The organism is Achromobacter sp. 2789STDY5608621 (assembly GCF_001299375.1).
GTDB classification, from domain to species: domain Bacteria; phylum Pseudomonadota; class Gammaproteobacteria; order Burkholderiales; family Burkholderiaceae_B; genus Achromobacter; species Achromobacter insuavis.
The window spans coordinates 24,545-50,449 of record NZ_CYTU01000020.1 but is presented as its reverse complement, the minus strand read 5'-3'; the positions used below and the strand labels follow the sequence as shown (position 1 = coordinate 50,449).

Below are 25,905 nucleotides of genomic sequence, written 5' to 3'. Positions count from 1 at the left end.
TTACTGCTTCGCCAGGCGCTGCCAGGTGTCGACCACCGTGTCCGGGTTCAGCGACATCGACAGGATGCCTTCATCCTTGAGCCACTGCGCGAAGTCCGGGTGATCGCTGGGGCCCTGGCCGCAGATGCCGACGTACTTGTTGGCGGCCAGGCAAGCCTTGATCGCGCGGCGCAGCATGAACTTGACGGCCTCGTCGCGTTCGTCAAAATCGGCCGCCAGCAGCTCCATGCCGGAGTCGCGGTCCAGGCCCAGGGTCAGCTGGGTCATGTCGTTCGAACCGATCGAGAAGCCGTCGAAGTACTGCAGGAACTCGTCGGCCAGGATGGCGTTGGAGGGCACTTCGCACATCATGATCAGCTTCAGGCCGTTCTCGCCGCGCGCCAGGCCGTGCTTGGCGAGCAGGTTGACCACCTTTTCCGCCTGGCCCAGGGTGCGCACGAACGGCACCATGATCTCGACGTTGGTCAGGCCCATGTCATCGCGCACCTTCTTGAGCGCTTCGCATTCCATGCGGAAGCACTCGGCGAAGTCGTCGGCGATGTAGCGCGAAGCGCCGCGGAAGCCCAGCATCGGGTTCTCTTCCTCGGGCTCGTAGCGCGAACCTCCGACCAGCTTGCGGTACTCGTTGGACTTGAAGTCCGACATGCGCACGATCACGGGCTTCGGGTAGAAGGCCGCCGCGATGGTGGCCACGCCTTCGGCCATCTTCTCGACGAAGAAGGCGCGCGGGCTGGCATGGCCGCGGGCGGCCGATTCCACGGCCTTCTTCAGCTCGCCGTCGACGTTCGGGTAGTCCAGCACCGCCTTCGGGTGGATGCCGATGTTGTTGTTGATGATGAATTCCAGGCGCGCCAGGCCGACGCCGCCGTTGGGGATCTGGGCGAAGTCGAACGCCAGCTGGGGGTTGCCCACGTTCATCATGATCTTCAGGTCGATGGCGGGCATCTCGCCGCGGCGCACTTCCTCGACTTCGGTCTCGATCAGGCCGTCATAGATGCGGCCTTCGTCGCCCTCGGCGCACGACACGGTCACGGCCTGGCCTTCCTTGAGCAGGTCAGTGGCGTTGCCGCAACCCACCACGGCCGGAATGCCGAGCTCGCGCGCGATGATGGCCGCGTGGCAGGTACGGCCGCCGCGGTTGGTCACGATCGCCGAGGCGCGCTTCATGACGGGTTCCCAGTTGGGATCGGTCATGTCGGTGACCAGCACGTCGCCGGGCTGCACCTTGTCCATGTCGGAGATGTCGCCGACCACGCGCACCGGGCCCGAACCGATCTTCTGGCCAATGGCGCGGCCGGTGATCAGGACCTGGCCGGTGGCCTTCAGGCGATAGCGCTGCTGCACGTCGTTGGCGCCCTGCTGCGACTTCACCGTTTCCGGGCGCGCCTGCAGGATGTAGATCTTGCCGTCGACGCCGTCGCGGCCCCACTCGATGTCCATCGGGCGGCCGTAGTGCTTCTCGATGATGACGGCGTAGCGGGCCAGCTCGTTGACCTCGTCGTCGGTCAGCGAGTAGCGGTTGCGCTCGGACACCGGCACGTCGACCGTGCGCACGGCGCGGCCTTCCGGACGCTCGGGATCGAATTCCATCTTGATCAGCTTGGAACCGATGCGGCGGCCGACGATGGGGAAATGGCCCTGGGCCAGCGTGGGCTTGAAGACGTAGAACTCGTCGGGGTTGACGGCGCCCTGCACCACGGTTTCGCCCAGGCCGTACGACGAGGTGATGAACACCACGTCCTGGAAGCCCGATTCGGTGTCGATGGTGAACATCACGCCGGCGCTGCCCTTGTCCGAACGCACCATGCGCTGGATGCCGGCCGACAGGGCCACATCGGCGTGGGCATAGCCCTTGTGCACACGGTAGGAGATGGCGCGGTCGTTGTAGAGCGAGGCGAACACGTGGCGGATCTTGTCCAGCACGTCGTCGATGCCGACCACGTTCAGGAAGGTTTCCTGCTGGCCGGCGAACGAGGCGTCGGGCAGGTCTTCGGCGGTGGCCGACGAGCGCACGGCGAACGAGCCCTTGCCATCGGCGTCGAGCTTGGCGAAGGCGTCGCGGATCTGCGCTTCGAATTCAGCCGAGAACGGCGCTTCGACGATCCATTGACGGATCTGCGCGCCGGCGTTGGCCAGCTCGCGGACGTCTTCGGGGTTCAGCGTGGTCAGGCGTTCGGCGATGCGCTTGTCCAGGCCGGAGGCCTGGAGGAAGTCGCGGAAGGCGTCAGCGGTCGTGGCAAAGCCGCCCGGCACGCGGACACCCGCGCCAGACAGCTGGCTGATCATTTCGCCTAGTGATGCGTTCTTGCCTCCTACCGAGTCCACGTCCGTCATGCGGAGCTGCTCGAACAAAACAACGTACGACATTGAAGTCACCTTTTACAATGGAATGAAAGCGAGTTTGGTCAATGCAGATTCGACGCCGGCTACCGCCTGGATTTCGCCGATCCGCCTGCGCTGACCAAACTGGCCTTGGACCGCCCTTGGGGTGACTTATAGGGGCCTGATTGTACTCGGAGGAGCACATCCGGCCATCCGCCTGGTTGGAATTTTTACATATGACATCTACCCCGATCGTACGCACGGTATACATCGTTTCCGACAGCACCGGCATCACCGCGGAAACCTTCAGCCAGTCGGTGCTTTCCCAGTTCGAGCAAGTCGATTTCAAGCCGGTGCGGCTGCCGTTTGTCGACACGCTGGAAAAGGCCGCCGAAGTGGCCATGCGCATCGACCGCAGCGCCCTGGAGGCCGGCGTGCCGCCGATCGTCTTCAGCACCCTGGTCAACCCCGACATCCTGGCTCGTGTTCGCCAGGCGAACGGAATTTTCCTGGACCTGTTCGGCACCTTCGTCAGCCACATCGAGCAGGCGCTGGGGCTCAAATCCAGCCATTCCATCGGCCGCTCGCACATGCAGGCCAATTCGGAAAAGTATCGCAACCGGATCGACGCCATCAACTTCAGCCTGGCCCACGACGACGGCCAGTTCGTCAATCAGCTGGACCAGGCCGACGTCATCCTGGTGGGCGTCTCGCGCTGCGGCAAGACCCCGACCAGCCTGTACCTGGCCATGCAATACGCCATCAAGGCCGCCAACTTCCCCCTGACGCCCGACGATTTCGAGCGCGGCACCCTGCCCTCGACCATCGCGCCGCACCGCGCCAAGCTGTTCGGCCTGTCGATCCAGCCCGAGCGCCTGTCCGAAGTGCGCAACGAGCGCCGCCCCAACAGCCGCTACGCGCAGCTGGAGCAGTGCCGCTATGAAGTGGCCGAGGCCGAGCGCATGATGCGCCGCGAGGGCATTTCGTGGCTCTCCACCACCACCAAGTCGATCGAGGAGATCTCGACCACGGTGCTGCAGGAAGTGGGCCTGGACCGCGGCTGAAAACGATCAGGGCGCGCCATTGGCGCGCCCTGATCGGCAAACCCGGCTGCGCCCATCCGTCACTGCCGCACCGCCCCGGGCAGGACGACGGGACGGGACAGTTCGATGTAACTGCTGTCGACCGGCAGGTAGAAGCCCACCAGCTTGCCGGACGAGGCCACCAGATAGGCCTCCGTGCGGCGCGGCAAGGCAATCGAGAACGGGCCGCCCAGCGGCCGGAACACGTCGCCCTGCACGATGGCGCCGGCCCGCCGCCATTGCGAGCCGGAAGGCAGCGTCACGGCGGCGTCGTTGGGCAGCTTCGCCACCACCTCGCGCGACAGTTGCAGCCGGCCGGCCGATTCGGTCATGTCGACCGGCACCAGGCTGACCCGTTGCGGCTTGCCCGAGGCGCATCCGCCCAGCGCCAGCGCGCACAGGCAGGCGGCAAGCAACGACTGGCAGCGCGCGCGCGTGGCGCGGCCTGACAGGGAATGAGCGACCGGCAATGGCGCCATGGAACACCTTGGGAGCGGCAAAGCGTCGAGTATATGCCGGCCCGGCGTCCCCCCGGCGGGCTCAGACACGCACCAATGCAGAATCAGCGCGGCGCGCCCGCCAGCGCCTGGCGGCGCTGCTCGAACAGGCAGATGGCGGCGGCGGCGCCGACGTTCAGCGACTCCACCGCGGCCATGTCATGAGGAATGCGCAGCCTGAGCCGCGCCGCCGCCAGCAACTCGGCGGCCACGCCCTGGCCCTCATGGCCAAAGACCCAGGCGCAACGCTCGGGCAGGCGCCCGGCGTACAGGTCCTGGGCGCCTTCCAGCGCGGTCGCCAACAGCGGCACGCGCAACCCGGGCAGCAGCGCCGGCAAGTCCACGTGCTCGTGGATCGCCAGCGCGAAATGCGCGCCCTGGCCGCTGCGCAGCACCTTGGGCGACCAGGCGGCGGCGGTGCCGGTGGCCAGGAACACGCGCTTGATGCCGGCCGCGGCGCAGGTGCGCAGCAAGGTGCCGACGTTGCCCGGGTCCTGGATACGGTCGAACAGCACGCAATTCTCGTCCACCGCCTCGGGCAGGGACAGCGACGGCGGCGTCACCACGAAGGCGACGCCCTGCCCGCTTTCGACGCTGGCCAGCGCCTGCATCAGGCGGGCGTCCAGCGCCAGGCAGCGGGCGTCCGGCACGGCGGCCGCCAGCGCCGCGATATCGGGCTGCGACAGGCGGTCGACGTCGAAGATGGCCTGGTCCGGCGCGCCATGATGCTGCAGCCACGCCTGACACAGGTGCACGCCGTCCAGCAGCACGGGCGCACCGCGCTTGCCGGCGGTGCCCGCCAGCTTGACGAGCGCCTTGACCGCGGGGTTGTCGCGGGAACTGATGTGTTTCATGAGACCAGGCCGAAGGCCTTGATGGGCGCGAAACTGCGGCGATGCTCGGCGCAGGGGCCGTGTTCGCGCAGCATCTGCAGGTGCAAGGCGGTGCCGTAGCCCTTGTGCTGATCGAACGCATACTGCGGGTACAGCGCGTGCAGGCGCAGCAGGTCGGCGTCGCGCGCGGTCTTGGCCAGGATCGATGCGGCGGAGATCGCCGGCACCAGGGCATCGCCCTTGATCACCGTCTGCACCGTGCAGCCCAGCTTGGGCGCCTGGTTGCCGTCCACCAGCGCCAGCTGGGGCGCCAGCGACAGGCCCTCGACGGCGCGCCGCATCGCCAGCAAGGTGGCGCGCAGGATGTTCAGGCTGTCGATCTCGGCCACGCTGGCGCTGGCCACGCACCAGGCCAGCGCATGCGCCTGGATCTCGAGCGCCAGCGCCTCGCGCGTGGCGGCCTTCAGCACCTTGGAGTCGGCCAGGCCGTCGATGGGCCGGGCCGGATTCAGGATCACGGCGGCCGCGTACACGGCGCCCGCCAGCGGACCTCGGCCGGCTTCGTCGACGCCGGCCGTCACCAAGGCCGGCTGCGCCGGCGCGGCAAACAGGTCAGGCTGCTCCACCGGCCACCTCCAGGATCGCCTGGGCGGCGAGCGCCGGCGTATCGCGCAGCAGTTCCTGGTGCAGGGCCGTGAAACGCGCTTCGATGCGCGCCGCCAGGGCTTCGTCGGTCAAGGCCGTCCAGGTGGCCTCGGCCAGCTTCTCCGGCGTGGCGTCGTCTTGCAACAGCTCGGGCACCGCGAAGTCGCGCAGCAGCACGTTGGGCAGGCCCACCCACGGCAGATACGGCCGTTCCTGGCCGGACTTCCAGGCCATGATGCGGCGCATCAGCGGCGACAGCACGTAGGAAATCACCATGGGCCGCTTGTACAGCGCGGTTTCCAGGGTGGCGGTGCCGCTGGCCACCAGCACCGCGGTGCTGGCTTCCATCACCGACCACGCCACCGGCGCCTGGCGATCGCCATCGGCGCCGTGCAGGTCCTGGGCGGTGACGCAGCGCAGCCCCGGCACCGGGTATTTGGCCAGGATCGCCTGGAATTCGGCGCGGCGCTGGTCGTTGACCATCGGCACCACGCACTGCAGCGCCGGATCGCGCTTCTGCAGCATCTGCGCGGCTTGCAGGAAGCGCGGCGCCAGCAGGCGAATCTCGGACGAACGGCTACCCGGCAGGATCGCCAGCACGCGCGCGTCCTGGTCGATGCCGAGCCGCGTGCGCGCGGCGGCGCGATCGGGCTGCATCGGCACGGCGCCGGCCAGCGGATGGCCGACATAGGTGACCGGGATGCCTTCCTTGCGGTAGATCTCTTCCTCGAACGGGAACAGCACCAGCATGTGCGACACCGATTCGCGGATCTTGTGGATGCGGTCGTAGCGCCAGGCCCAGATCGAGGGACCGACGAAATGGACGGTGGGCGTGCCGGCCTGGCGCAGCTGGTGCTCCAGGCGCAGGTTGAAATCGGGCGCGTCGATGCCGACGAACACCGACGGCGGCTCGGCCAGCCAGCGGCGTGAAACGTCGCGATAGGTGCGCAGCAGGCTCGGCAGGCGCTTGAGCGCGTCGACGTAGCCGAACACCGTCAGCGCATGCATCGGGTGCCAGGTGTCGAAATCGCGCGCCTGCATCTGCGGGCCGCCGATGCCCTCGCACAGCACGCCCGGGGCGCGCTGCTGCAGACCGGCAATGATGCGTCCGGCCAGCAGATCGCCCGAGGGCTCGCCGGCCACCATGCCGATCCGCCTGTTCATGGACGGATGATGCCGCGGGACGACACGTCGAGGAAATCCAGCAGCGTCTGCAGGTGCTCGGCGACTTCGGGCTCGGCCTGCTGGCGGGCGCGCAATTCGGCGCGCGCGTCATCCAGCGACAGGCCGCGGCGGTAGATGATCTTGTAGGCGTCGCGCAGCGCCGACACCTGGGCCGGCGTGAAGCCGCGGCGCTTCAGGCCCTCGACGTTGACGCCGACCGGACGGCACGGGTTGCCCGCGGCCAGCACGAACGGCGGCGTGTCCTGCATCAGCGAGCTGTTGCCGCCCGTCATGCTGTGGGCGCCGATGCGCGAGAACTGGTGCACGCCGGTAAGGCCGCCCACGATGGCCCAATCGCCGACGTGGACGTGGCCGCCCAGCTGCACCGAGTTGGCCAGGATGGTGTGGCTGCCGACATGGCAATCATGCGCCACGTGCACGTAGGCCATGATCCAGTTGTCGTCGCCCAGCGTCGTGGCGCCGCCATCCTGCACCGTGCCGGTGTTCAGCGTGACGAACTCGCGCACCGTGTTGCGGTCGCCGATCACCAGGCGGGTCGGCTCGCCGTTGTACTTCTTGTCCTGCGGCATGCCGCCGATCGAGCAATACCGGTAGAACCGGTTGTCGCGCCCGATGGTGGTCACGCCATCGACCATGCAATACGGGCCGAGCTCGGTGCCGGCGCCGATCGTCACATCGGGTCCCACGACGCAGAATGCGCCGATGACCACGCTGGGGTCGATTTTCGCCGCCGGATCAACGACGGCGGTGGGATGGATGTTTCCTGCCATTTACTCTTCCAGGCTACGGATCGCGCACATGAGCTTGGCCGACGCCACTTCCTGTCCGTCGACGGTGGCACGCGCTTGGTATTTACAGATGCTGCGGCTCAGGCGCTCGGCTTCGACCTCGATGCGCAACTGGTCGCCCGGCACCACCGGACGGCGGAAACGCGCGCCATCGATGCCGACCAGGTAGTAGGCCGTCTTGGCGCCTTCGCACTTCAGGCCGCCGTTCTCGTCGGTGAACGAGAACAGCGCCGAAGCCTGGGCCATCGCTTCCACGATGAGCACGCCCGGCATCACCGGATGGTGGGGGAAGTGGCCGTTGAAAAACGGTTCATTGATCGAGACGTTCTTGATGGCGACGATGGATTTGCCGGGCACCATTTCGACGACACGATCAATCAGCAGCATCGGGTAACGATGCGGCAGCCTCTCCATGATCCCCTTGATGTCGAGTTCCATTTTTCTGTGAATTCCTGCGTAATGAATTAAATCTGTCGGCGCCGCGAGCGCCAGGGCGGCATGGCGGCGCCCTAGTCTTTTTCCAGCGTCCGCAAGCGGCGGCGCAATTGCGCCAACTGTTGTATCACGGCGGCGTTGCGCTGCCATTCGCCATGTTCCGCATACGGGTACACCCCGGTATAGCGGCCAGGCTTGGAAATGTTGGACGTCACCGCGGTGCCGCCCGAAATGTGTACGTCGTCGCCCAGCGTCAGGTGCCCCGACAGCATGGCCGCGCCGCCGATGGTGCAGCGCTCGCCGATGGTGGTGGACCCCGCCACGCCGACGCACGCCGCGATCGCGGTGTAGGCGCCGATACGGCAGTTGTGGGCCACCATGATCTGGTTGTCGAGCTTGACGCCGTTGCCCACGACGGTGTCTTCGAGCGCGCCGCGGTCGATGGTCGTATTGGCCCCGATTTCGACGTCGTCGCCCACCGACACCCCGCCCAGCTGGGGAATCTTGCCCCAGGCGCCCTTGCCCAGCGATGGATCCGGCGCGAAACCGAAACCGTCGGCGCCGAGCACCGCGCCGCTGTGGATGATGGCGCGCGCGCCGATCTTCACGCCTTCGTACAGCGTGACGTGCGCATGCAGACGGCTGTCCGGGCCGATCGAGGACCCGGCGCCGATGACACAGCTGGCGCCCAGCACACTGCCGCGGCCGATGCGCGCACCCGATTCGATCACGCAATTCGGACCGATACGCACGTCTTCTTCGATGTGCGCGTCAGGCGCGACCACCGCCGAGGGATGCGTGGACGCAGGCAGGGCCGGACGCCGGGCGGCGTCGAACCACTGCGCCACGCGGGCGTACAGCAGATAGGGATGCTTGCAGACGACCAGCGTGAAGCGCGGCCGGTCGGCGGCGGCTTCCAGCGTCTCGGCCACGTCGGCCGAGACGATCACCGCCCCCGCCTGGGTGGCGGCGAGCTGGCTCTGGTACTTGGGGTTGGCCAGGAAACTGATTTCCTGGCCGCTGGCCGAAGCCAGGGTGCCGATGCCGCAGACCCGCAAGGGGTCTGCGCCGGCGGGCGCGCTGATGCGCCAGTCCATGCCCTGGGTATTGGCGGCGCTCAACAGCGCTTCGAGCGTCGGCGCGCGGGCAAGATCCAGTAGAACCGGCATACGGCGACTGCAGCTTACTTGCCCAGGCTCTGGATCACCTTGTCGGTGATGTCGATGCGCGGGTTGACCGTGACGGCGTCCTGGATGATCAGGTCGTAGTTTTCCTGTTCAGCGATGCGCTTGATGGCCTCGTTGGCCTTCGTCACGATGCTGGAAAACTCTTCGTTGCGGCGACGGTTGAAGTCTTCCTGGAATTCGCGGCGCTTGCGCTGCAGGTCGGTATCCAGGTTCGACAGCTCGCGCTGACGCTTGACGCGGTCGGACTCGGACAGCACGGGCGCGTCCTTGTCGAATTTTTCGGCTTGCGAACGCAGGCTGGTGTTCAGGCGCTGCAGTTCGTCGTCACGCTTCTTGAATTCGGCTTCGATCTTGCTTTGCGCCGTCTTGGCCGGACCGGACTCACGCAGGATCCGCTCGGTATTGACGAAGCCGATCTTGGTGTTCTGAGCCTGAGCGGGCACCGCCGCGACGGAACCGAGAATGAGCGCACCCACCAGGGCAATGGAGCCGCCCAGCTTGCCACGACGATTAACGCGCGGCGAATTCGATGATTTAAGTGCGAAGTCAGACATCATGAAAATCTCACCTTCCAGTAAGGCAAAGCCAAAGTATGTATTGTGCCACTAAACGGCAAGGGAGCCGGACCAGGGGTCCTCTCCCTTGTTTTCAAGCGTAACGCCAGTGCTTAGAACCCGGTCCCGATCTGGAACTGGAAGCTCTGCTTGTCGTCGCCCGGCTTGGCATTGAGCGGACGCGCGTACGACAGCTGCAGCGGGCCCATCGGCGACTGCCACGACAGACCGATACCGGCCGAGAAACGCCAGCCGCAAGGATCGTCGACCTCGCTGCCCGGCTTGCCGTTGGTGCAAGACAGGCCGCTGCCCGCGCCCACCTGGCCCGCGTCGCTGAAGATGAACCAGCGCAGCGTGCGGTCCTTGGACGCGCCCGGGAACGGCAGGTACAGCTGCGCGTTCGCCACGATGCGGCGCGAACCGCCCAGGTAATCGCCCGTGACCGAGTCGCGCGGACCCAGCGACGAGCCTTCGTAGCCGCGCACCGTGCCGATACCGCCAGCGTACACGTCCTTGATGATCGGGTAGTCCTTGCCGCCGTAGCTCTGGCCCCAGTCGACCATGCCGTTCAGCGCCAGGGTGTACGAGCCGCCCAGCGGGATGAAGTACTGCTGCTGGCCGGTGAGCATGTAGTACTTCAGGTCGACCGTCGAGAAGTCGCTCTTGAGGCGGGTGTACGAACCCTTGGTCGGCGCCAGGGCGCTGTCGCGGGTGTCGTTGGACCAGCCGGCGGTGAAGATCACCGAGTTGGTCGAGTCGCCATACTGATTGACGAAGTTGCGGTAGGCCAGCGGCGAATTCGAGAACAGGTCGATCTGGTTGCGCTCGAGGTTGGCGCCCAGGAAGATCCGGTCGTATTCGGAGATCGGCACGCCGAAGTTCATGCCCAGGCCCATGGACTTGACGCGGTAGTCGCCGTCGTTGTTGTTCCAGGGCTCGGTCACGCGGTAGTACGCGGACGTGGTGCGGCTGATGCCGTCCTTGGTCCAGTACGGATCGGTGTGCGACAGCACGATCGCGCGGTTGGTCTTGCTGGTGTTCAACTGCAGCGTCAGGTTGGTGCCGCTGCCGAACACGTTGTCTTCGCTGATACCGGCGGACAGGATCGCTTTTTCAGACGAACCGTAACCCACGCCCAGGTTGATCATGCCGGTGGGCTTTTCCTTCACGTCGACGTTGACGTCGACCTGGTCGGGCGAACCCGGCACCGGATCGGTCTTGACGTTGACGTCGCTGAAGTAGCCCAGGCGGTCGACGCGGTCGCGCGAGGTCTTGATGTCCTTGGCGTCGTACCAGGCGGCTTCCTGCTGGCGCATTTCGCGGCGCACGACTTCGTCGCGCGTGCGGGTGTTGCCGCCGATCTGGATGCGGCGCACGTACACGCGGCGGCTCGGATCGACGTAGAACGTCAGGTCGGCCTCGTGCTTGGCGCGGTCCAGCTGCGGGTTCGGGTTGACGTTGGCGAACGCGTAGCCCAGCTCGCCCAGATAGTCGGTGATCGCCTTGGCCGAATCGTTGGCCTTGGCCGCCGAGAAGGTTTCGTCCGGCTTGATCTTGACCAGGTTGTTGATTTCCTTGTCCAGGCCGATCAGGTTGCCGGCCAGCTTGACGCTGCGCACTTTGTACGGCTCGCCTTCATGGACCGTGATGGTGATGCGGATGTCCTTGCGGTCGGGCGAGATCGTGACCTGGGGCGGCTCGACCGTGAATTCGAGGTAGCCGCGGTCCAGGTAGAACGAACGCAGGCGTTCGAGGTCGCCTTCGAGCTTTTCGCGCGAGTACTTGTCGGTATCGGTGTACCAGGTCAGCCAGCCCGGCGTGGTCAGCTTGAACTCGTCGAGCAGATCGCTTTCCGAGAAGGCCTTGTTGCCGACGAAGCGGATTTCCTGGATGCGGGCGACCGAGCCTTCGAACACGTCGAAGCTCACGCCGACGCGGTTGCGCGGCAGCGGCGTGACGGTGGAGGTGACCTCGACGCCGTACTTGCCCTTGGACAGGTACTGCTGCTTGAGTTCGTATTCGGCGCGCTCGAGCATCGAGCGGTCGAAAATGCGGCCTTCGGCGAAACCGACCTGCCCCAGCGATTTGGTAATGGCCTTGGAATCGAATTCGCGCATGCCGTTGAAATTCACGGATGCAATCGTCGGACGTTCCTGAACCACCACGACCACGACATTATTGTCGGTCTGGATCTGCACGTCGGTGAAAAACCCCGTGCCGTACAGGCGGCGGATCGCCTCGGTGGCCTCTTCCTCGGTGAATTTCTCACCGACCTTGACGGGCAGATAACCGAAGACGGTGCCGGCGTCGGTTCGCTGGATCCCTTCTACGCGGATATCCCGCACGACAAAAGGGTCGAAGGCGTGGGCCATGCCTGGCAGCAGCAATGCGGCGATCAGACTCGGCACTATGCCCGGCAGTACACCCTTTTTGTGATGAAACATCCGGCGAAAAGACATCCTTGAGTATCCTCGGTCGTGCAAATGGCGGGGGATTTTATGCTAATTGGCGCTTAAGTGAACAAGCGCGTGAAATCATTGAACAACGCAAGCCCCATCAGGCTTGCCAATAAACCAATGCCTGCGCGCTGTCCGATATCGATCCACCGTGCGGGCGGCGGACTGCCCCGCACAATTTCGACGAGATAGTACAGCAGATGGCCACCGTCCAGCATAGGAATGGGCAGCAAATTTAGTACTCCAAGGCTGATACTGATCAACGCGATATAGGCGATATACGCAACAATGCCGATCCGGGCGGTCTGGCCGGCATAATCGGCGATCGTGACCGGGCCGCTGACATTGCGCCAGGAAACATCGCCCGTCACCATGCGGCCCATCATGCGCAGCGAAAACAGGGCGGTGTCCCAGGTGCGGACGGCGCCGCGCCAGAGGCTGTCGAAGACGCCATAGCGCACCGTCACCGTGGCCACGTCGCCGCCCAGCTGGACGCCGAGTCGGCCGACGACCTGGCCATTGACCGTTTCCGCGCGCGGCGTGGCATTCAGGGTGATCTGGGCGCCGTCGCGCACCAGCGTCAGCGCCAGCGCCTTGCCCGCGCTTTCCTGGATCTGCTGGACGAGCTTGCCGGTATCCGGGGTGGGCTGGCCATTGACGGCCACGATCAGGTCGCCCGGGCGCAGGCCGGCCGCCTGCCCTTCGCCGCCGTCGTTGACGACGCGCACGGCGGGCTTGGGCCGGACCAGGCTGATGCCAGCGGCCAGCAGCGGATCGCCGCCGGCCGGGTCCATGGCATTGGCCGGCAGGGTCACTTCGCGCTGCTGCGAGCCGCCGCCGGGCGTGGCGACTTCGATCTGGGTACGGCCGCCAGTGGCCATCACGTCCATCAGGCGCCAGCGGGCGTCGGGCCAGGACACGACTTCCTGGCCGTCGATGGACAGGATGCGGTCGCCCGCGGCCAGGCCGGCGCGCGCGGCGGGCGTCCCGGCCTCGGGCTGGGCGACGACGGCCACCGGTTCTTCGGTGCCCGCCATGTTCAGGCCGGCATACAGGAAGACCGCGAGGATGAGATTGAAAATGGGGCCCGCGGCGACGATGGCGATGCGCTTGCCGACGGACTTGTTGTTGAACGCGCCCGCCGCTTCGGCGGGGCTGGCGCCGGCCGGGGCGTCGTCCTGCATCTTGACGTAGCCGCCCAGGGGCAAGGCCGACAGGGCCCATTCGGTGCCATGACGGTCGGTGCGGCGCAGGATCACCTTGCCGAAGCCGACCGAAAAGCGCAGCACCTTGACGCCGCACAACCGCGCCACCCAATAATGCCCCAATTCATGAAAAATGATCAGGGAGCCAAGCGCGACGGCAAAGGCCAGCAGGGTGAAAAGCATCGGGGTCAGGAAATCAAGGAATCAACGCAAGGGATCAATGGGGCGCGAGGGGCTTGCGCGGCCATCACGCCAGGCCGAGATTGCCGGCGTAAACGCGCGCGGCGGCATCCAGCGCCAGCACATCGTCAAGACTGTTGAGCGTAACAGATGATTGCCCCCCCTGCCACTCCAGGGTCGCCTCGATAACCCGCGGTATCCAGGTATACCCCAGGCGCCCCGACAGGAAGGCGTCCACCGCCACCTCATTGGCGGCGTTCAGGGCGATGCAGGCGCCCTGCCCGGCCCGCAAGGCGTCGAACGCCAGCGCCAGGCACGGGAAGCGCGCCAGATCGGGCTTTTCGAAGTCGAGCCGGCCCAGGCGGGTCAGGTCCAGCGCGCCCACGCCGCTGTCCAGCCGCTCGGGAAAGCCCAGGCCGTAGGCGATCGGCGTGCGCATGTCGGGCTGGCCCAGCTGCGCCAGGATCGAGCCGTCGTTGTACTCGACCATGGAGTGGATCACGCTCTGCGGATGCACCACCACCTCGATGCGGTCGGCCGGCATGGCGAACAGCCAGTGCGCCTCGATCACCTCCAGGCCCTTGTTCAGCATGGTGGCGGAATCGACCGAGATCTTGCGGCCCATGCTCCAGTTCGGATGGGCGCAGGCCTGGTCCGGCGTCACCTCGTGCAGGTCCTCCAGGTCGCGGCCGCGGAACGGGCCGCCCGAGGCGGTCAGCAGCAGCCGGCGCACGCCCGGCGCCGGCGCGTCGGGCGCGGCGGCCCGGCCGCCATGCGGCAGACACTGAAAAATGGCATTGTGTTCACTGTCGATAGGCAGCAATTCGGCGCCGTTGTCGCGAATTGCCTGCATGAACAGCGAGCCAGCCGCGACCAGGGCTTCCTTGTTGGCCAGCAGCACCCGCTTGCCGGCGCGCGCCGCCGCCAGGGCCGCGGGCAGGCCGGCGGCGCCGACGATGGCGGCCATGACCGCGTCACACTGCGCATCGGCCGCGGTGTCGGCCAGGGCCTGGGCGCCGACACGGATCTCGGGCGTCGCCTGGCCGGCCGGCCAGGCCGCCACGAACTTGTCGCGCGCCCGGGCGTCGGGCACCACCACCACCGCGGCGCGGCTGGCCAGCGCCTGCTCGGCCAGCCGTTCCATGCGGCTGTAGGCAGACAGGGCATACACCGCCAGGCGGTCCGGATGGCGCGCGATCACGTCCAGCGTGCTCTCGCCAATCGAGCCGGTCGATCCCAGCACCACGACGCGTTGAAAAGCCGTCAAAACAACACTCCAGACAAGATTAGCGCCAACGGCGCGACCGGCAGGATCGCGTCGATACGGTCATAGACCCCGCCGTGGCCCGGCAGCAGCGCGCTGGAATCCTTGCGGCCCGCGCGGCGCTTGAGCAACGACTCGAACAGGTCGCCGATGATGGACAACACCCCCAGCAGCGCCGCGATCGGCAGCGCCAGCCAGAACGACCAGTGCGCCACCAGCGCGTGGCCGAACGTGCCTTCCCACAAACTCGACAGGCCGATCCAGATGACCGCGCCCAGCACGCCGGCGACCGCGCCGGCCACGGTCTTGCCGGGGCTGACCCGCGGCGCCAGTTTACGCTTGCCGAACGCGCGGCCGGCGAAATAGGCGGCGATGTCGGCGACCCACACCAGGGCCAGCAGCGACACCACGAAGGCGGCGCCGCGCGCCATGAACATCTGCGCCAGCACCGCCCAGGCGGTGAACGCGGCCGGCACCGAAAACAGCGACCACGCCAGGCTTGCCGGCGCGGCGTCGGAACGGCCGCGCACCACCGCGGCGGTGGCGCCGAACAGCCACACCGCGGCGACCAGCGGCGCGGCGTAGCGCAGGATCCAGGACGGATCCGCGATGCCATCGCGCTGGCCCGACAGCCAGGCCGACGCCAGGGCCAGCATGGCCGCGAACAACAGGACGGGAATGCCCGCGGCGATCACGGGCGACGGCGGCTGCGGCAGCGTCAGGCGCAGCCACTCCCAATTGGCGCAGGCGGCCGCCAGCGCCAGCAGCGCCACGAACCACCAGGGATTGGCGCTCATCATCGCGGCCGCCAGGACGGCGAGCAGGACGATGGCGGTAACGATACGCTGGCCCAACATGGTGACGATCTCCTCGGGTCGGCCCACAGCCGCCGCGCGCGGGGCGCGGCGAGCCGCGGCCGGACTATTTTTCGCCGGTTTCGGTGAGCTGGGCGCTGGTGCGGCCGAAGCGGCGCTCGCGCGTCCGGTACCAGTCGAACGCCTGGCGCAGCTCGTCGGCGCCGAAATCCGGCCAGTAACGGTCGGTGAAGTAGAACTCCGCGTACGCCATCTGCCAGATCAGGAAATTGGAAATGCGCTGCTCGCCGCCGGTGCGGATGAACAGGTCGGGCTCGGGGGCCCAGGACATGGAAAGATGCCGCGCCAGCCGCGCCTCGTCGACCAGTTGCGGCTGCGTCGCCAGGGCGGGTTCGGCCGCCAGCATGGCGCGGGTGGCCTGCAGGATGTCCCAGCGGCCGCCATAGTTGGCCGCCACCGTGAGGTGCAGGCGATCATTGTGGGCGGTGCGGGCCTGGGCGGCGAAGATCAGTTCCTGCAGGCGCGGTTCGAACGCGGACAGGTCGCCGATGACGTGCAGGCGCACGCCCTGCTCTTCCAGCTTGCCGACTTCGCGCTCCAGCGCCTGCACGAACAGGCGCATCAGCAGCGACACTTCCTCGGCGGGCCGGCGCCAGTTCTCGGAACTGAAGGCGAACAGCGTCAGGTAACGCACGCCGGCCCGGCCGCAGGCCTCGACCACGCGGCGCACCGCCTGCACACCCTTGGCATGTCCGGCCGTGCGCGGCAACAGCCGCCGCGTCGCCCATCTGCCGTTGCCATCCATGATGATGGCCACGTGCTCCGGGATGTCGCGGGTATCGGGAACCGCCTGGGTAGAACTGGTTGCCATGGGTCTGGGGAGCGCCGTCGACCGGCGTAAAACAGGGAATACGGGGAAAAACCCGCGCCGTCGATCCACCGCTGCGTCAGTGTGCTGCGAAGCAATGGATAGGACGGCGCGAAGGCAAAAATCCTGGCGCCGGGGCGGCTTGCTGCCCGCTCCGGCTCTGCAAGGATTATACGGTCATGATTTCCGCTTCTTTTTGCGTGACCATCTTGTCGATGTCGGCCACGTTGCGGTCCGTCAGCTTCTGGACGTCGTCCTGGGCGCGACGCTCGTCGTCCTCGGAGATTTCCTTGTCCTTGACCAGCTTCTTGAGCGTGTCGTTGGCTTCGCGACGCAGGTTGCGCACGGCCACCTTGGCATCCTCGCCTTCGCTGCGCACGACCTTAGTCAGGTCGCGGCGACGCTCTTCGGTCAGCGCCGGCATCGGCACGCGGATGCTGTCGCCCATCGACATGGGATTCAGGCCCAGGTCCGATTCGCGAATGGCCTTCTCGATCGCGGCGGCCATGCTCTTTTCGTAGGGCTGGACGCTGATGGTGCGCGCGTCGATCAGGTTCACGTTGCCGACCTGGCTGATCGGCACGGGCGAACCGTAGTACTCGACCTGCACGTGGTCCAGGATGCCGGTGTGGGCGCGGCCCGTGCGGATCTTGGCCAGGTTGGTCTTGAGCGTGTCAAGCGACTTGGCCATCCTGGCTTCGGCGGATTTGCGGATTTCTGCGACGCTCATGGATATTCCTTTTCTTTAAACGTGTACCAACGTGCCTTCGTCTTCGCCGCTGACGACGCGCTTGAGCGCGCCCGACTTATTGATCGAAAACACCTTGATCGGCAGCTTCTGGTCGCGGCACAGCGCGAACGCCGTGGCGTCCATGACTTCCAGGCGGCGGACGATGGCCTCGTCGAAGCTGATGCGCGCATAGCGCGTGGCGGAAGGATCCTTGTTGGGATCCGCGCTGTAGATGCCGTCGACCTTGGTGGCCTTCAGCACGATCTCCGCACCGATCTCGGCGCCACGCAGGGCGGCCGCGGTATCGGTCGTGAAGAACGGGTTGCCGGTGCCCGCGGCGAAGATGACGACCTTGCCTTCTTCGAGGTAACGCAGGGCCTTGGGGCGGATGTACGGTTCGACGACCTGGTCGATGTTCAGGGCCGATTGCACGCGGGTGTCGATACCCTTGTGCTTGAGCGCGTCCTGCAGGGCAAGCGCGTTCATGATGGTGGCCATCATGCCCATGTAGTCGGCGGTGGCGCGGTCCATGCCCTGCGCACCCGGGGCGACGCCACGGAAGATGTTGCCACCGCCGATGACGATGGCCAGCTCGACGCCGGTGGCGGCGACTTCGGCGATCTCATCGGTCATGCGGACGATGGTGGCGCGATTGATGCCGAATGCATCATCGCCCATCAGCGCCTCGCCGGAAAGTTTGAGAAGAACCCGTTTGTATGATCTGCTGCTCATAGGTGATATCCCGAAGAACAATCCGACGAAAGTTTAAGACAAGAAATAGGCCGGACTAGAATAATCTAGCGCCGGCCTCTAAGCACTACCCTGAGATCAGGCGCGGCCGGCGGCGGCGGCGGCAACCTCAGCGGCGAAGTCGCTGGTCTTCTTCTCGATACCTTCGCCGACGACGAACAGCACGAACTTGGTGATCGAGGCACCCTTGGCCTTGAGCATCTGTTCGACGGTGTTCTTGTCGTCCTTGACGAACGGTTGCGACATCAGCGTCACTTCCTTCAGGAACTTCTGCACCGAGCCTTCGACCATCTTGGCGACGATTTCAGCCGGCTTGCCCGATTCGGCGGCCTTCTGCTCGGCGACCGAGCGTTCGGCGGCGATGTCGGCCGGATTCACGCCGTCGGCGTTCAGGGCCTTCGGCTTGGTCGCGGCGATGTGCATCGCCAGGTCCTTGCCCACTTCCTCGGCGCCGGCGTATTCCACCAGCACGCCGATCTTGCCGCCGTGCACGTAGCTGGCCAGCGCGTTCGGGGTCTGGATGCGCTCGAAGCGGCGGATCGAGATGTTCTCGCCGATCTTGCCGATCAGGGCGGTGCGGGTCGATTCGATGGTGCCTTCGCCGTAGGGCAGCGCCGACAGGGCGGCCACATCGGCGGGGTTCTGCGTGGCGACCAGCTCGGCCAGCTTGTTGACGAAAGCGACGAAGTCGTCGTTCTTGGCAACGAAGTCGGTTTCGCAGTTCACTTCGATGACGGCGCCTTGCTTGGCGTCGGCCGAGATGAACAGGCCGATCAGGCCTTCGGCGGTGACGCGGGCGGCAGCCTTGCTGGCCTTGTTGCCCAGCTTGACGCGCAGGATTTCTTCAGCGCGGGCCAGGTCGCCTTCGGCTTCCGTCAGGGCCTTCTTGCACTCCATCATGGGCGCATCGGTCTTCTCGCGCAGTTCCTTGACCAGGGCGGCGGTAATTTCAGCCATGTTAGCTCCAAATTTTGCTAAGACATGCCCCGGCGGGCCGGGGCATTGGTGTGATTCGATGAGACGTCCGCAAGCTGCGGATGAGGAAGATGGGAGCCCACCTTCGCACTGCCGGCGAGGCGGGGGCACGCCGCATTCCGCGACCGCCCCCAGACACTAACCGCCGGACATGACAGCAGGCTTAGGCCTGGTTGTCCTGCACTTCGACGAACTCTTCCTGACCTTCACCGATTTCTTCGACCAGACCGTTCAGGTTCTGTTCGCGGCCTTCCAGCACGGCGTCGGCGATGCCCTTGGCGTACAGCGCGATGGCCTTGGCCGAGTCGTCGTTGCCGGGGATCACGTAGTCGATGCCGTCGGGCGAGTGGTTGGTGTCAACCACGGCGACCACGGGGATGCCCAGGGTCTTGGCTTCGGCGATGGCGATCTTGTGGTAGCCGACGTCGATCACGAACATGGCATCGGGCAGGCCGTTCATGTCCTTGATGCCGCCGATCGACTTGTTCAGCTTGTCCAGTTCGCGTTGGAACAGCAGGCCTTCCTTCTTGATCATGCGCTCGGCGCCGCCTTCGGCGACCACGGCTTCCATGTCCTTCAGGCGCTTGACCGAGGTCTTGACCGTCTTGAAGTTGGTCAGCATGCCGCCGAGCCAGCGGGCGTCGACGAAGGGCATGCCGCAACGGGCGGCTTCGGCGGCGACCAGCTCGCGGGCAGCGCGCTTGGTGCCGACGAACAGGATGTTGCCACCGCGAGCAGCCAGCTGCTTCACGAACTTGGTGGCTTCCTGGTACTTATCAACCGTCTTTTCCAGGTTGATGATGTGAATCTTGTTGCGATGGCCGAAGATGAAGGGGGCCATCTTGGGGTTCCAGTAGCGGGTCTGGTGACCAAAGTGGACACCCGCTTCCAGCATTTCGCGCATCAAAGACATAACTTTCTCCAAGGGTTGATTTCTTGCGCCGCACCTGCATCAGCCTCTGGCTGACACCCTGGGTGGTGTTGCGCGCGATTTCCCGCACATGCGGGATAGATAACGATTTTAACCGGGCCGGCCGATCACTGCCGCAATACTCCGACGCTGCCGGGCGATTCGCCCCTCACGTCACTTGCTACGCTGCCGCGATAAACCCAGACGGCCGCCACGACGAAGCGCCTTGCCCCGCCTGCACGCATCGCGCCGTCCGACCCGCCAGGAAATTCCTGGCAGTTTCTTCCAGCGCACCCGGACCTGTTTTGTTGGCAGCGAAATCCAGCTCTCTCGCGCCCTGGTTTCGCAACCATCGCGCGCATCAGTCGCCGGGGGCATTTCTTCAGGAAAGACAGGTTTTAAAAAAAACCGGGTTTTCCAAGAACTTAAGCCGGCAGCCGCCTTGAACCTGCATCGCTGCTCGAAAACATGACCGGGCTTGCGAGCACGCAGCGCCCCAGCCTGGAAGATGTACACGCCCCAACCTTCCCGGCCCGCCGCCCTCGCCCACCTGCCGCGCCGCCCCGCCTCCCGGAACCTGGCGACCGGCCCGAATTCCCACCACAACCTTCGCTTGCGATGAAACTCCAGAACCCGCCACCGATCTCACAAGATACGGTGCGACCCGACACGCAGGGTCGAACAACCAACCGGGTGGCCAGGATGATTCCACCCCCACCCGCCGGGATCGGCGCTTGCCGCTACCCAGATTGCTCCCCAAAATTTTAGGGAAGCCTATAATTCTACTATTCTTTCAAGCAGACATTCAAGCGAGATCCGTCAGTCATTCCATGGGCACCATTACCAATCCGGCCGACCTGGCCAAGATGCGCGCGGCCTGCCAGGACGCCGCCAAAGTCCTCGATTTCATCACCCCCTACGTCAAGCCTGGCGTCACCACCGGGGAACTGGACCGCCTCTGCCTGGAATACCTGACCGACGAGCTCAAGGTGCAGTCCGCCACCGTCGGCTACGCCCCGCCCGGCTACCCGCCCTTCCCCGGCGCCATCTGCACCTCGGTCAACCACCAGGTCTGCCACGGCATCCCCGGCGACAAGGCCCTGAAAAACGGGGACTCCCTCAATATCGACGTCACCATCATCAAGGACGGCTGGTTCGGCGACACCAGCCGCATGTATCCGGTGGGCGAGCAGTCGATCCTGTCGCGCCGCCTGACCGACATCACCTTCGAGTGCATGTGGAAAGGCATCCAGCAGGTCAAAAACGGGGCCACATTGGGCGATATCGGCAACGCCATCCAGAAGCACGCCGAGGCCAATGGCTTTTCGGTGGTGCGCGAATTCTGCGGCCACGGCATCGGCCAGCGCTTCCACGAAGACCCGCAGGTGCTGCACTACGGCAAGCCGGGCACCGGCGTGAAATTGGTGACGGGTATGTTGTTCACCATCGAGCCGATGATCAACGCCGGCCGCCGCGAGATCCGCCAGCTGTCCGACGGCTGGACGGTCGTGACGCGCGACCACAGCCTGTCGGCCCAATGGGAGCATGCTGTCTGCGTCACCGACACCGGCTACGAGGTCCTGACCCTGTCGCCCGGCATGCCCAAGCCGCCCGCCTTCATCACCGAACCGATCGTCATCCCCGCCGTCTGACCGCCGGCCGCCCGCCACCATGACCGCCGACATCCTCAGCACCCTGCGCGAACGCATCCAGGAATCCCGGCGAGCCGCGGTGGCCCAGTTCCGCGAGCACGAACGCCCCGACACGCTGCTGGGCGAACTGCGCCGCATCGTCGACGCGGCGCTGCGCGACCTGGTCAAGCACTATCCCCTGCCGGCCGGCGCCACGCTGGCGGCGGTGGGCGGCTACGGCCGCGGCGAACTGTACCCGCACTCCGACGTCGACCTGCTGATCCTGCTGCCGCACGCCCCCACCGCCGAGGACGAGTCCGCCATCGAGCAGCTGGTCGCCTCGCTCTGGGACCTGGGCCTGGAGCCCGGCCACAGCGTGCGCACCATCGAGGACTGCGAGCGCGAGGCCGACGCCGACATCACAGTGGAAACCGCGCTGCTTGAATCGCGCTGGCTGGCCGGCAGCCGCACGCTGATGAAGAAGTTCGAGGCCGCCACCCAGTCGCGGCTGGACGCGCGCGCGTTCTTCCGCGCCAAGCGCGTCGAGATGCAGCAGCGCCACGCGCGCTACCAGGACACGCCCTACGCGCTCGAACCCAATTGCAAGGAATCGCCCGGCGGCCTGCGCGACCTGCAGGTGATCCTGTGGATGGCGCGCGCGGCCGGCTTCGGCGAGAACTGGCGCGCGGTGGCGCAGGCAGGCCTGCTGACCCCGTCCGAGGCGCGCGACCTGCGCAAGGCCGAACAGGCCTTCAAGCGCCTGCGCATCGAGCTGCACCTGCTGGCCCGGCGCCGCGAAGACCGCGTGCTGTTCGACCTGCAGCCGGCCCTGGCCGAGGTCTACCGCATCCACGCCACCGCCACGCGGCGCGGCAGCGAGCTGCTGATGCAACGCTACTACTGGGCCGCGCGCCTGGTGACGCAGCTCAACGGCATCCTGGTGCAGAACATCGAGGAACGCCTGTTCCCGCGCCCCGACAGCGACGCGCACGACATCGACGACGATTTCCGCAACCTGCGCGACCGTCTCGACATCATCCGCGACGACGGCTTCGAGCGGAACCCCACGCTGCTGCTGCGCGCCTTCCTGGTGATGCAGCAGCATCCCGAACTGACCGGCATGTCGGCGCGCACGCTGCGCGCCATCTGGCACTCGCGCCATCGCATCGACGCGCAGTTCCGCCGCAACCCGGTCAACCGCAAGCTGTTCCTGCAGATCCTGCAGCAGCCGCGCGGCATCGTGCACGAGCTGCGCCGCATGACCATGCTGAACATCCTGCCGCGCTACCTGCCGGTGTTCCGCCGCATCGTCGGCCAGATGCAGCACGACCTGTTCCACGCCTATACGGTGGACCAGCACACGCTGGCGGTGGTGCGCAACCTGCGCCGCTTCACCATGCCCGAGCATGCCCAGGAGTATCCGCTGGCCAGCCAGCTGATCGCCGGCCTGGACCGGCACTGGCTGTTGTACGTGGCGGCGCTGTTCCACGACATCGCCAAGGGCCGCGGCGGCGACCACTCCGAGCTGGGCGCGCGCGAGGTGCGCAAGTTCGCCCACGACCACGGCATGGAGCCGGAAGACGCCAGGCTGGTCGAATTCCTGGTGCGCCAGCACCTGCTGATGTCGGCCGTGGCGCAAAAGCGCGACCTGTCCGACCCCGCCGTGATCCAGGACTTCGCCGCCACGGTCAAGGACGAACGCCACCTGACCGCGCTCTACCTGCTGACGGTGGCCGACATCCGCGGCACCAGCCCCAAGGTCTGGAACGCCTGGAAAGGCAAGCTGCTCGAGGACCTGTACAAGCTGACGCTGGCGGCGCTGGGCGGCGCCCACGCCGACGCCCACACCGTGCTGACCGAACGCCGCGAGGAGGCCGCGCGCCTGACCCGCCTGGCCGGCCTGCGCGACGACGCCCGCGAGGCGTTCTGGAACCAGCTCGACGTGGCCTATTTCCTGCGCCACGACGCCTCCGACATCGCCTGGCACACGCGTCACCTGTATCACCAGGTGGCGCCGGCCCACGCGGTGGTGCGGGCCCGCCCCACCGAACAGGGCGAAGGCCTGCAGATCATGGTCTACACGCGCGACGTGCCCGACCTGTTCGTGGCCATCTGCGGCTACTTCGACGCCAAGTCGCTGTCGGTGCAGGACGCCCGCATCCACACCACGCGCCACGGCTGGGCGCTAGACAGCTTCATCGTGCTGCTGCCCGAGGGCGCCAGCGACCTGCGCGCGCAGGCCACGCTGGTCGAACACGAGCTGGCCGAACGCCTGAAGGACGCCAAGGCGGCCGCCCAGGCCCCCGCGACCCGCGGCGGCTACTACGGCCGCGGCCGCCAGTCGCGCATGTCGCGGGTGTTCCCGATCATGCCACAGGCCGAGCTGCAGCCGGACGAGCGCAGCACCTCGTGGCGCCTGTCGGTCACCGCGACCGACCGCCCCGGCCTGCTGCACGCCCTGGCGCGGGTCTTCGCCGAGCATGAGGTGAACCTGCTGATGGCCAAGATCATGACGCTGGGCGACCGCGTGGAAGACGTCTTCATCGTCGATGGCGCGGCGCTGACGCGGCCGCGCAGCCAGATGCAGTTCGAGCGCGACATCCTCGATGCGCTGGCCGGCGACGAGGTCCGGCAACAGGCCGCCTGAAGCCGGACCCGCGGCCCATCGCCAGACAGCCGCCGACCGCATACAATCCGGTTTTCGGCTTGGCGATACCGTGCGATGGAGCTAAACGAATACCTGCGGGTGCTGGGGACCAGCTTCTTTTTCGCGCTGGCGACGCTGCTGCCGTTCCTGAATCCGCCGGCGATCGCGCCCATCTTCCTGTCCCTGACCGAAGGCGCCTCGTCCGCCACCCGCACGGTGCTGGCCAAGCGCGTCGCCGTCAACGTCGGCCTGATGCTCATCGTCGCCATGGTGGCCGGCAACGTACTGCTGAGCTTCTTCGGCATCTCGCTGTCGATCGTGCGCGTGGGCGGCGGCATGCTGGTCATCGCCAGCGCCTGGCGCCTGGTGAATTCGCCCGACGCCGACACCGAGCGCGTGGCCCGCATGGCCGAATCGTTCACCCCTGAAATGGCCAAGGCGCGCGCCTTCTACCCCCTGACCTTCCCCATCAGTTGCGGCCCCGGCTCGATCGCCGCGGCCATCACCGTGGGCGTGTCGCTGCGCGACCAGAACCACGTGCTGAGCCTGCTGCGGCTGGGCGGCTCGATCCCCGGCATCGTGGTCGTTTCGCTGACTTTGTACGTCTGCCTGCGCTTCGCGGCGCAGATGCTGCACCGGCTGGGCGATAATGGCACCGCCGTGTTCATGCGCATGTCGGCCTTCATCATGCTGTGCCTGGGCGTGCAGATCTTCTGGGAAGGCTCGCGCGAACTGCTGCTCGGGGTATTGCAGCAGGTCATGCAACCAATTCCGATTCCCAAGGCCTAACGCCTGGCGGCCGGACTGGCCATCCCCCGGGGCCCCGCCCCGACGAACCCTTATCGTGCAACAACCATGACTTCTCGTTCCGAACGCCTGCTCCGCCTGATCGCCCTTTTCAGCTTCGGCGCGGTCGGCATCGCCCTGATTTCCCAGTACGTCTTCGACATGCCGCCGTGCGCCTGGTGCGTGATGCAGCGCCTGATCTACCTGGTGATCGGCGTCATCGCCCTGATCGGCGGCTTCGGCGGCGGCCGCGCATTGACGCGCGTCTGCGCCGGCCTGGCGGGCCTGCTGTCGCTCAGCGGCATCGCCGCCGCCTGGTACCAGTACACCGTGGCCGCCAAGATGCTGTCGTGCGACCAGACCTTCGCCGACCGCTTCATGACCGGCATCGGCCTGGACGGCAGCGTGCCGTGGCTGTTCGGCATCTACGCCACCTGCATGGACGCGGTGGTGCCGGTCCTGGGCATCGAATACGCCCTGTGGAGCCTGGCGCTTTTCGTGATCCTGCTGTTCATGGCCCTGCCCGCGGCATTCGGCCGCGGCCGCGCCGCCTGAGCGGTCCATTCCGCGGTTGGACGACATCCACGCCGAGCGCCTGCGCGCGCTGGTCCGACGCCATGCGCCGCTGATGCGCTGGCTGCATGCCGCGCGTGACGGCGGCGCGGCCGACTGGTGCCTGGGCGCAGGCGTCATCCGCACCCTGGTGTGGAACCACCTGCACGACCTGCCGCCGGACAGCCACGCGCCAGCGGACGTGGACTTCGTCTACTTCGACGACACCGACCTGACGGCGGCGCACGAGGCCGCCATCACGCGCCGCCTGCAGGCCGCCGCGCCGCAGGCGCCCTGGGAAGTCGTCAACCAGGCGCGGGTCCACCTGTGGCGCCGCGACGGCGGTATCGCGCCGCCCCCGGCCTTGTCGCTGGCGGCGGGCATCGCCACCTGGCCCGAGACCGCCACCTGTATCGGCGTGTCGCTCGACGCCGATGACCGCCTGCGCATCCTTGCGCCGCACGGCCTGGACGACCTGTTCGGCCTGGTGCTGCGGCCCAGCCCCGGACTGCGCGATCCCGCGCTCTACGCGCAACGGCTGCTGGCCAAGCGCTACACCGACAAATGGCCGCGCCTGCGGGTGCAGCCCTCCCCGCTTTCCTGACGCC

At 66.6% G+C, this 25,905-nt stretch carries 25 protein-coding genes; 7 read left to right on the top strand and 18 right to left on the bottom strand.

The window, feature by feature from the left end; genetic code table 11:
• Positions 1 to 2,367, bottom strand: coding sequence for a phosphoenolpyruvate synthase (gene ppsA, locus AOZ53_RS18960; RefSeq protein ID WP_006394510.1), 2,367 nt, complete (start codon positions 2,365 to 2,367; stop codon positions 1 to 3).
• A 191-nt stretch (positions 2,368 to 2,558) separates the two neighbouring features.
• Here ppsA and AOZ53_RS18955 point away from each other — a divergent pair, with 191 nt between their 5' ends.
• Positions 2,559 to 3,386, top strand: coding sequence for a posphoenolpyruvate synthetase regulatory kinase/phosphorylase PpsR (locus AOZ53_RS18955; RefSeq protein WP_054431142.1), 828 nt, complete (start codon positions 2,559 to 2,561; stop codon positions 3,384 to 3,386).
• Between the two features lie 59 nt (positions 3,387 to 3,445).
• Here AOZ53_RS18955 and AOZ53_RS18950 read toward each other — a convergent pair whose 3' ends face one another.
• The 17 genes from AOZ53_RS18950 to rpsB all read right to left on the bottom strand — a co-directional run bounded on the left by AOZ53_RS18950 (position 3,446) and on the right by rpsB (position 19,684).
• Entirely contained in the window at positions 3,446 to 3,883 is a 438-nt protein-coding gene (locus tag AOZ53_RS18950) for a hypothetical protein (protein WP_231690642.1), read from the bottom strand.
• Positions 3,884 to 3,966: 83 nt separating this feature from the next.
• Complete coding sequence (locus tag AOZ53_RS18945; protein ID WP_054488894.1) at positions 3,967 to 4,755, bottom strand: TrmH family RNA methyltransferase; 789 nt, start codon at positions 4,753 to 4,755, stop codon at positions 3,967 to 3,969.
• Positions 4,752 to 5,360: a ribonuclease HII gene (gene rnhB / locus AOZ53_RS18940; RefSeq protein ID WP_054431140.1), complete on the bottom strand. Its 609-nt coding sequence runs from the start codon at positions 5,358 to 5,360 to the stop codon at positions 4,752 to 4,754. The genes AOZ53_RS18945 and rnhB overlap by 4 nt, the downstream gene beginning before the upstream one ends.
• Positions 5,347 to 6,543 (bottom strand): lipid-A-disaccharide synthase, encoded by a 1,197-nt coding sequence (gene lpxB, locus AOZ53_RS18935; RefSeq protein WP_054431139.1) that lies wholly within the window; start codon positions 6,541 to 6,543, stop codon positions 5,347 to 5,349. Before lpxB ends, rnhB begins: the two co-directional genes overlap by 14 nt.
• Positions 6,540 to 7,334, bottom strand: coding sequence for an acyl-ACP--UDP-N-acetylglucosamine O-acyltransferase (gene lpxA, locus AOZ53_RS18930; protein WP_006394504.1), 795 nt, complete (start codon positions 7,332 to 7,334; stop codon positions 6,540 to 6,542). The genes lpxB and lpxA overlap by 4 nt, the downstream gene beginning before the upstream one ends.
• Positions 7,335 to 7,790: a 3-hydroxyacyl-ACP dehydratase FabZ gene (gene fabZ / locus AOZ53_RS18925; RefSeq protein ID WP_006385190.1), complete on the bottom strand. Its 456-nt coding sequence runs from the start codon at positions 7,788 to 7,790 to the stop codon at positions 7,335 to 7,337.
• A gap of 71 nt (positions 7,791 to 7,861) precedes the next feature.
• Positions 7,862 to 8,956, bottom strand: a complete 1,095-nt coding sequence (gene lpxD, locus AOZ53_RS18920; protein ID WP_054488892.1) for a UDP-3-O-(3-hydroxymyristoyl)glucosamine N-acyltransferase — start codon at positions 8,954 to 8,956, stop codon at positions 7,862 to 7,864.
• A gap of 14 nt (positions 8,957 to 8,970) precedes the next feature.
• Complete coding sequence (locus AOZ53_RS18915) at positions 8,971 to 9,531, bottom strand: OmpH/Skp family outer membrane protein (protein ID WP_035360323.1); 561 nt, start codon at positions 9,529 to 9,531, stop codon at positions 8,971 to 8,973.
• A gap of 110 nt (positions 9,532 to 9,641) precedes the next feature.
• Positions 9,642 to 11,987 carry an outer membrane protein assembly factor BamA gene (bamA, locus tag AOZ53_RS18910; protein ID WP_054431137.1) on the bottom strand — a complete coding sequence of 782 codons (2,346 nt, stop codon included), beginning with the start codon at positions 11,985 to 11,987 and terminating at the stop codon, positions 9,642 to 9,644.
• Positions 11,988 to 12,040: 53 nt separating this feature from the next.
• Positions 12,041 to 13,372 carry an RIP metalloprotease RseP gene (gene rseP, locus AOZ53_RS18905; protein ID WP_054488890.1) on the bottom strand — a complete coding sequence of 444 codons (1,332 nt, stop codon included), beginning with the start codon at positions 13,370 to 13,372 and terminating at the stop codon, positions 12,041 to 12,043.
• Positions 13,373 to 13,436: 64 nt separating this feature from the next.
• Positions 13,437 to 14,636 carry a 1-deoxy-D-xylulose-5-phosphate reductoisomerase gene (locus AOZ53_RS18900; protein ID WP_054460750.1) on the bottom strand — a complete coding sequence of 400 codons (1,200 nt, stop codon included), beginning with the start codon at positions 14,634 to 14,636 and terminating at the stop codon, positions 13,437 to 13,439.
• Positions 14,633 to 15,490: a phosphatidate cytidylyltransferase gene (locus AOZ53_RS18895; protein ID WP_054431135.1), complete on the bottom strand. Its 858-nt coding sequence runs from the start codon at positions 15,488 to 15,490 to the stop codon at positions 14,633 to 14,635. Before AOZ53_RS18895 ends, AOZ53_RS18900 begins: the two co-directional genes overlap by 4 nt.
• Before the next feature lie 64 nt (positions 15,491 to 15,554).
• Entirely contained in the window at positions 15,555 to 16,319 is a 765-nt protein-coding gene (uppS, locus tag AOZ53_RS18890) for a polyprenyl diphosphate synthase (RefSeq protein ID WP_054431134.1), read from the bottom strand.
• 166 nt (positions 16,320 to 16,485) lie between these two features.
• Positions 16,486 to 17,046, bottom strand: coding sequence for a ribosome recycling factor (frr, locus tag AOZ53_RS18885; RefSeq protein ID WP_054431133.1), 561 nt, complete (start codon positions 17,044 to 17,046; stop codon positions 16,486 to 16,488).
• Between the two features lie 15 nt (positions 17,047 to 17,061).
• Positions 17,062 to 17,778 carry a UMP kinase gene (gene pyrH / locus AOZ53_RS18880; protein ID WP_006394495.1) on the bottom strand — a complete coding sequence of 239 codons (717 nt, stop codon included), beginning with the start codon at positions 17,776 to 17,778 and terminating at the stop codon, positions 17,062 to 17,064.
• Between the two features lie 96 nt (positions 17,779 to 17,874).
• Complete coding sequence (gene tsf, locus AOZ53_RS18875; RefSeq protein WP_006394494.1) at positions 17,875 to 18,753, bottom strand: translation elongation factor Ts; 879 nt, start codon at positions 18,751 to 18,753, stop codon at positions 17,875 to 17,877.
• Positions 18,754 to 18,934: 181 nt separating this feature from the next.
• On the bottom strand, positions 18,935 to 19,684 hold the full coding sequence (gene rpsB, locus AOZ53_RS18870) for a 30S ribosomal protein S2 (protein ID WP_006394493.1): 750 nt from the start codon (positions 19,682 to 19,684) through the stop codon (positions 18,935 to 18,937).
• Positions 19,685 to 19,907: 223 nt separating this feature from the next.
• On the opposite strand from rpsB, the gene AOZ53_RS34240 reads away from it, so the two are divergent.
• From AOZ53_RS34240 to AOZ53_RS18845, 6 genes are all read left to right on the top strand, one after another.
• Positions 19,908 to 20,153 (top strand): hypothetical protein, encoded by a 246-nt coding sequence (locus tag AOZ53_RS34240; RefSeq protein ID WP_156333434.1) that lies wholly within the window; start codon positions 19,908 to 19,910, stop codon positions 20,151 to 20,153.
• A 358-nt stretch (positions 20,154 to 20,511) separates the two neighbouring features.
• Positions 20,512 to 21,333, top strand: a complete 822-nt coding sequence (gene map, locus AOZ53_RS18865; RefSeq protein WP_054460753.1) for a type I methionyl aminopeptidase — start codon at positions 20,512 to 20,514, stop codon at positions 21,331 to 21,333.
• A gap of 19 nt (positions 21,334 to 21,352) precedes the next feature.
• Positions 21,353 to 23,959 (top strand): [protein-PII] uridylyltransferase, encoded by a 2,607-nt coding sequence (locus tag AOZ53_RS18860; protein WP_054431131.1) that lies wholly within the window; start codon positions 21,353 to 21,355, stop codon positions 23,957 to 23,959.
• A gap of 75 nt (positions 23,960 to 24,034) precedes the next feature.
• Complete coding sequence (locus AOZ53_RS18855; RefSeq protein ID WP_054431130.1) at positions 24,035 to 24,748, top strand: MarC family protein; 714 nt, start codon at positions 24,035 to 24,037, stop codon at positions 24,746 to 24,748.
• A 66-nt stretch (positions 24,749 to 24,814) separates the two neighbouring features.
• Entirely contained in the window at positions 24,815 to 25,300 is a 486-nt protein-coding gene (locus tag AOZ53_RS18850) for a disulfide bond formation protein B (protein WP_054431129.1), read from the top strand.
• Between the two features lie 16 nt (positions 25,301 to 25,316).
• Positions 25,317 to 25,901 (top strand): nucleotidyltransferase family protein, encoded by a 585-nt coding sequence (locus tag AOZ53_RS18845; RefSeq protein ID WP_054488888.1) that lies wholly within the window; start codon positions 25,317 to 25,319, stop codon positions 25,899 to 25,901.
• Positions 25,902 to 25,905 lie beyond the last annotated feature (4 nt).

Bases quoted from the DNA above. Each gene is read 5' to 3' on its own strand.
- AOZ53_RS18860 (WP_054431131.1), top strand. From the start codon at position 21,353: ATGACCGCCGACATCCTCAGCACCCTGCGCGAACGCATCCAGGAATCC.
- rpsB (WP_006394493.1), bottom strand. From the start codon at position 19,684: ATGTCTTTGATGCGCGAAATGCTGGAAGCGGGTGTCCACTTTGGTCAC.
- bamA (WP_054431137.1), bottom strand. From the start codon at position 11,987: ATGTCTTTTCGCCGGATGTTTCATCACAAAAAGGGTGTACTGCCGGGC.
- lpxA (WP_006394504.1), bottom strand. From the start codon at position 7,334: ATGGCAGGAAACATCCATCCCACCGCCGTCGTTGATCCGGCGGCGAAA.
- frr (WP_054431133.1), bottom strand. From the start codon at position 17,046: ATGAGCGTCGCAGAAATCCGCAAATCCGCCGAAGCCAGGATGGCCAAG.
- lpxD (WP_054488892.1), bottom strand. From the start codon at position 8,956: ATGCCGGTTCTACTGGATCTTGCCCGCGCGCCGACGCTCGAAGCGCTG.
- lpxB (WP_054431139.1), bottom strand. From the start codon at position 6,543: ATGAACAGGCGGATCGGCATGGTGGCCGGCGAGCCCTCGGGCGATCTG.
- AOZ53_RS18945 (WP_054488894.1), bottom strand. From the start codon at position 4,755: ATGAAACACATCAGTTCCCGCGACAACCCCGCGGTCAAGGCGCTCGTC.
- uppS (WP_054431134.1), bottom strand. From the start codon at position 16,319: ATGGCAACCAGTTCTACCCAGGCGGTTCCCGATACCCGCGACATCCCG.
- AOZ53_RS18950 (WP_231690642.1), bottom strand. From the start codon at position 3,883: ATGGCGCCATTGCCGGTCGCTCATTCCCTGTCAGGCCGCGCCACGCGC.
- fabZ (WP_006385190.1), bottom strand. From the start codon at position 7,790: ATGGAACTCGACATCAAGGGGATCATGGAGAGGCTGCCGCATCGTTAC.
- ppsA (WP_006394510.1), bottom strand. From the start codon at position 2,367: ATGTCGTACGTTGTTTTGTTCGAGCAGCTCCGCATGACGGACGTGGAC.
- AOZ53_RS18895 (WP_054431135.1), bottom strand. From the start codon at position 15,490: ATGTTGGGCCAGCGTATCGTTACCGCCATCGTCCTGCTCGCCGTCCTG.
- AOZ53_RS18955 (WP_054431142.1), top strand. From the start codon at position 2,559: ATGACATCTACCCCGATCGTACGCACGGTATACATCGTTTCCGACAGC.
- rseP (WP_054488890.1), bottom strand. From the start codon at position 13,372: ATGCTTTTCACCCTGCTGGCCTTTGCCGTCGCGCTTGGCTCCCTGATC.
- pyrH (WP_006394495.1), bottom strand. From the start codon at position 17,778: ATGAGCAGCAGATCATACAAACGGGTTCTTCTCAAACTTTCCGGCGAG.
- AOZ53_RS18915 (WP_035360323.1), bottom strand. From the start codon at position 9,531: ATGATGTCTGACTTCGCACTTAAATCATCGAATTCGCCGCGCGTTAAT.
- map (WP_054460753.1), top strand. From the start codon at position 20,512: ATGGGCACCATTACCAATCCGGCCGACCTGGCCAAGATGCGCGCGGCC.
- AOZ53_RS18855 (WP_054431130.1), top strand. From the start codon at position 24,035: ATGGAGCTAAACGAATACCTGCGGGTGCTGGGGACCAGCTTCTTTTTC.
- AOZ53_RS18850 (WP_054431129.1), top strand. From the start codon at position 24,815: ATGACTTCTCGTTCCGAACGCCTGCTCCGCCTGATCGCCCTTTTCAGC.
- tsf (WP_006394494.1), bottom strand. From the start codon at position 18,753: ATGGCTGAAATTACCGCCGCCCTGGTCAAGGAACTGCGCGAGAAGACC.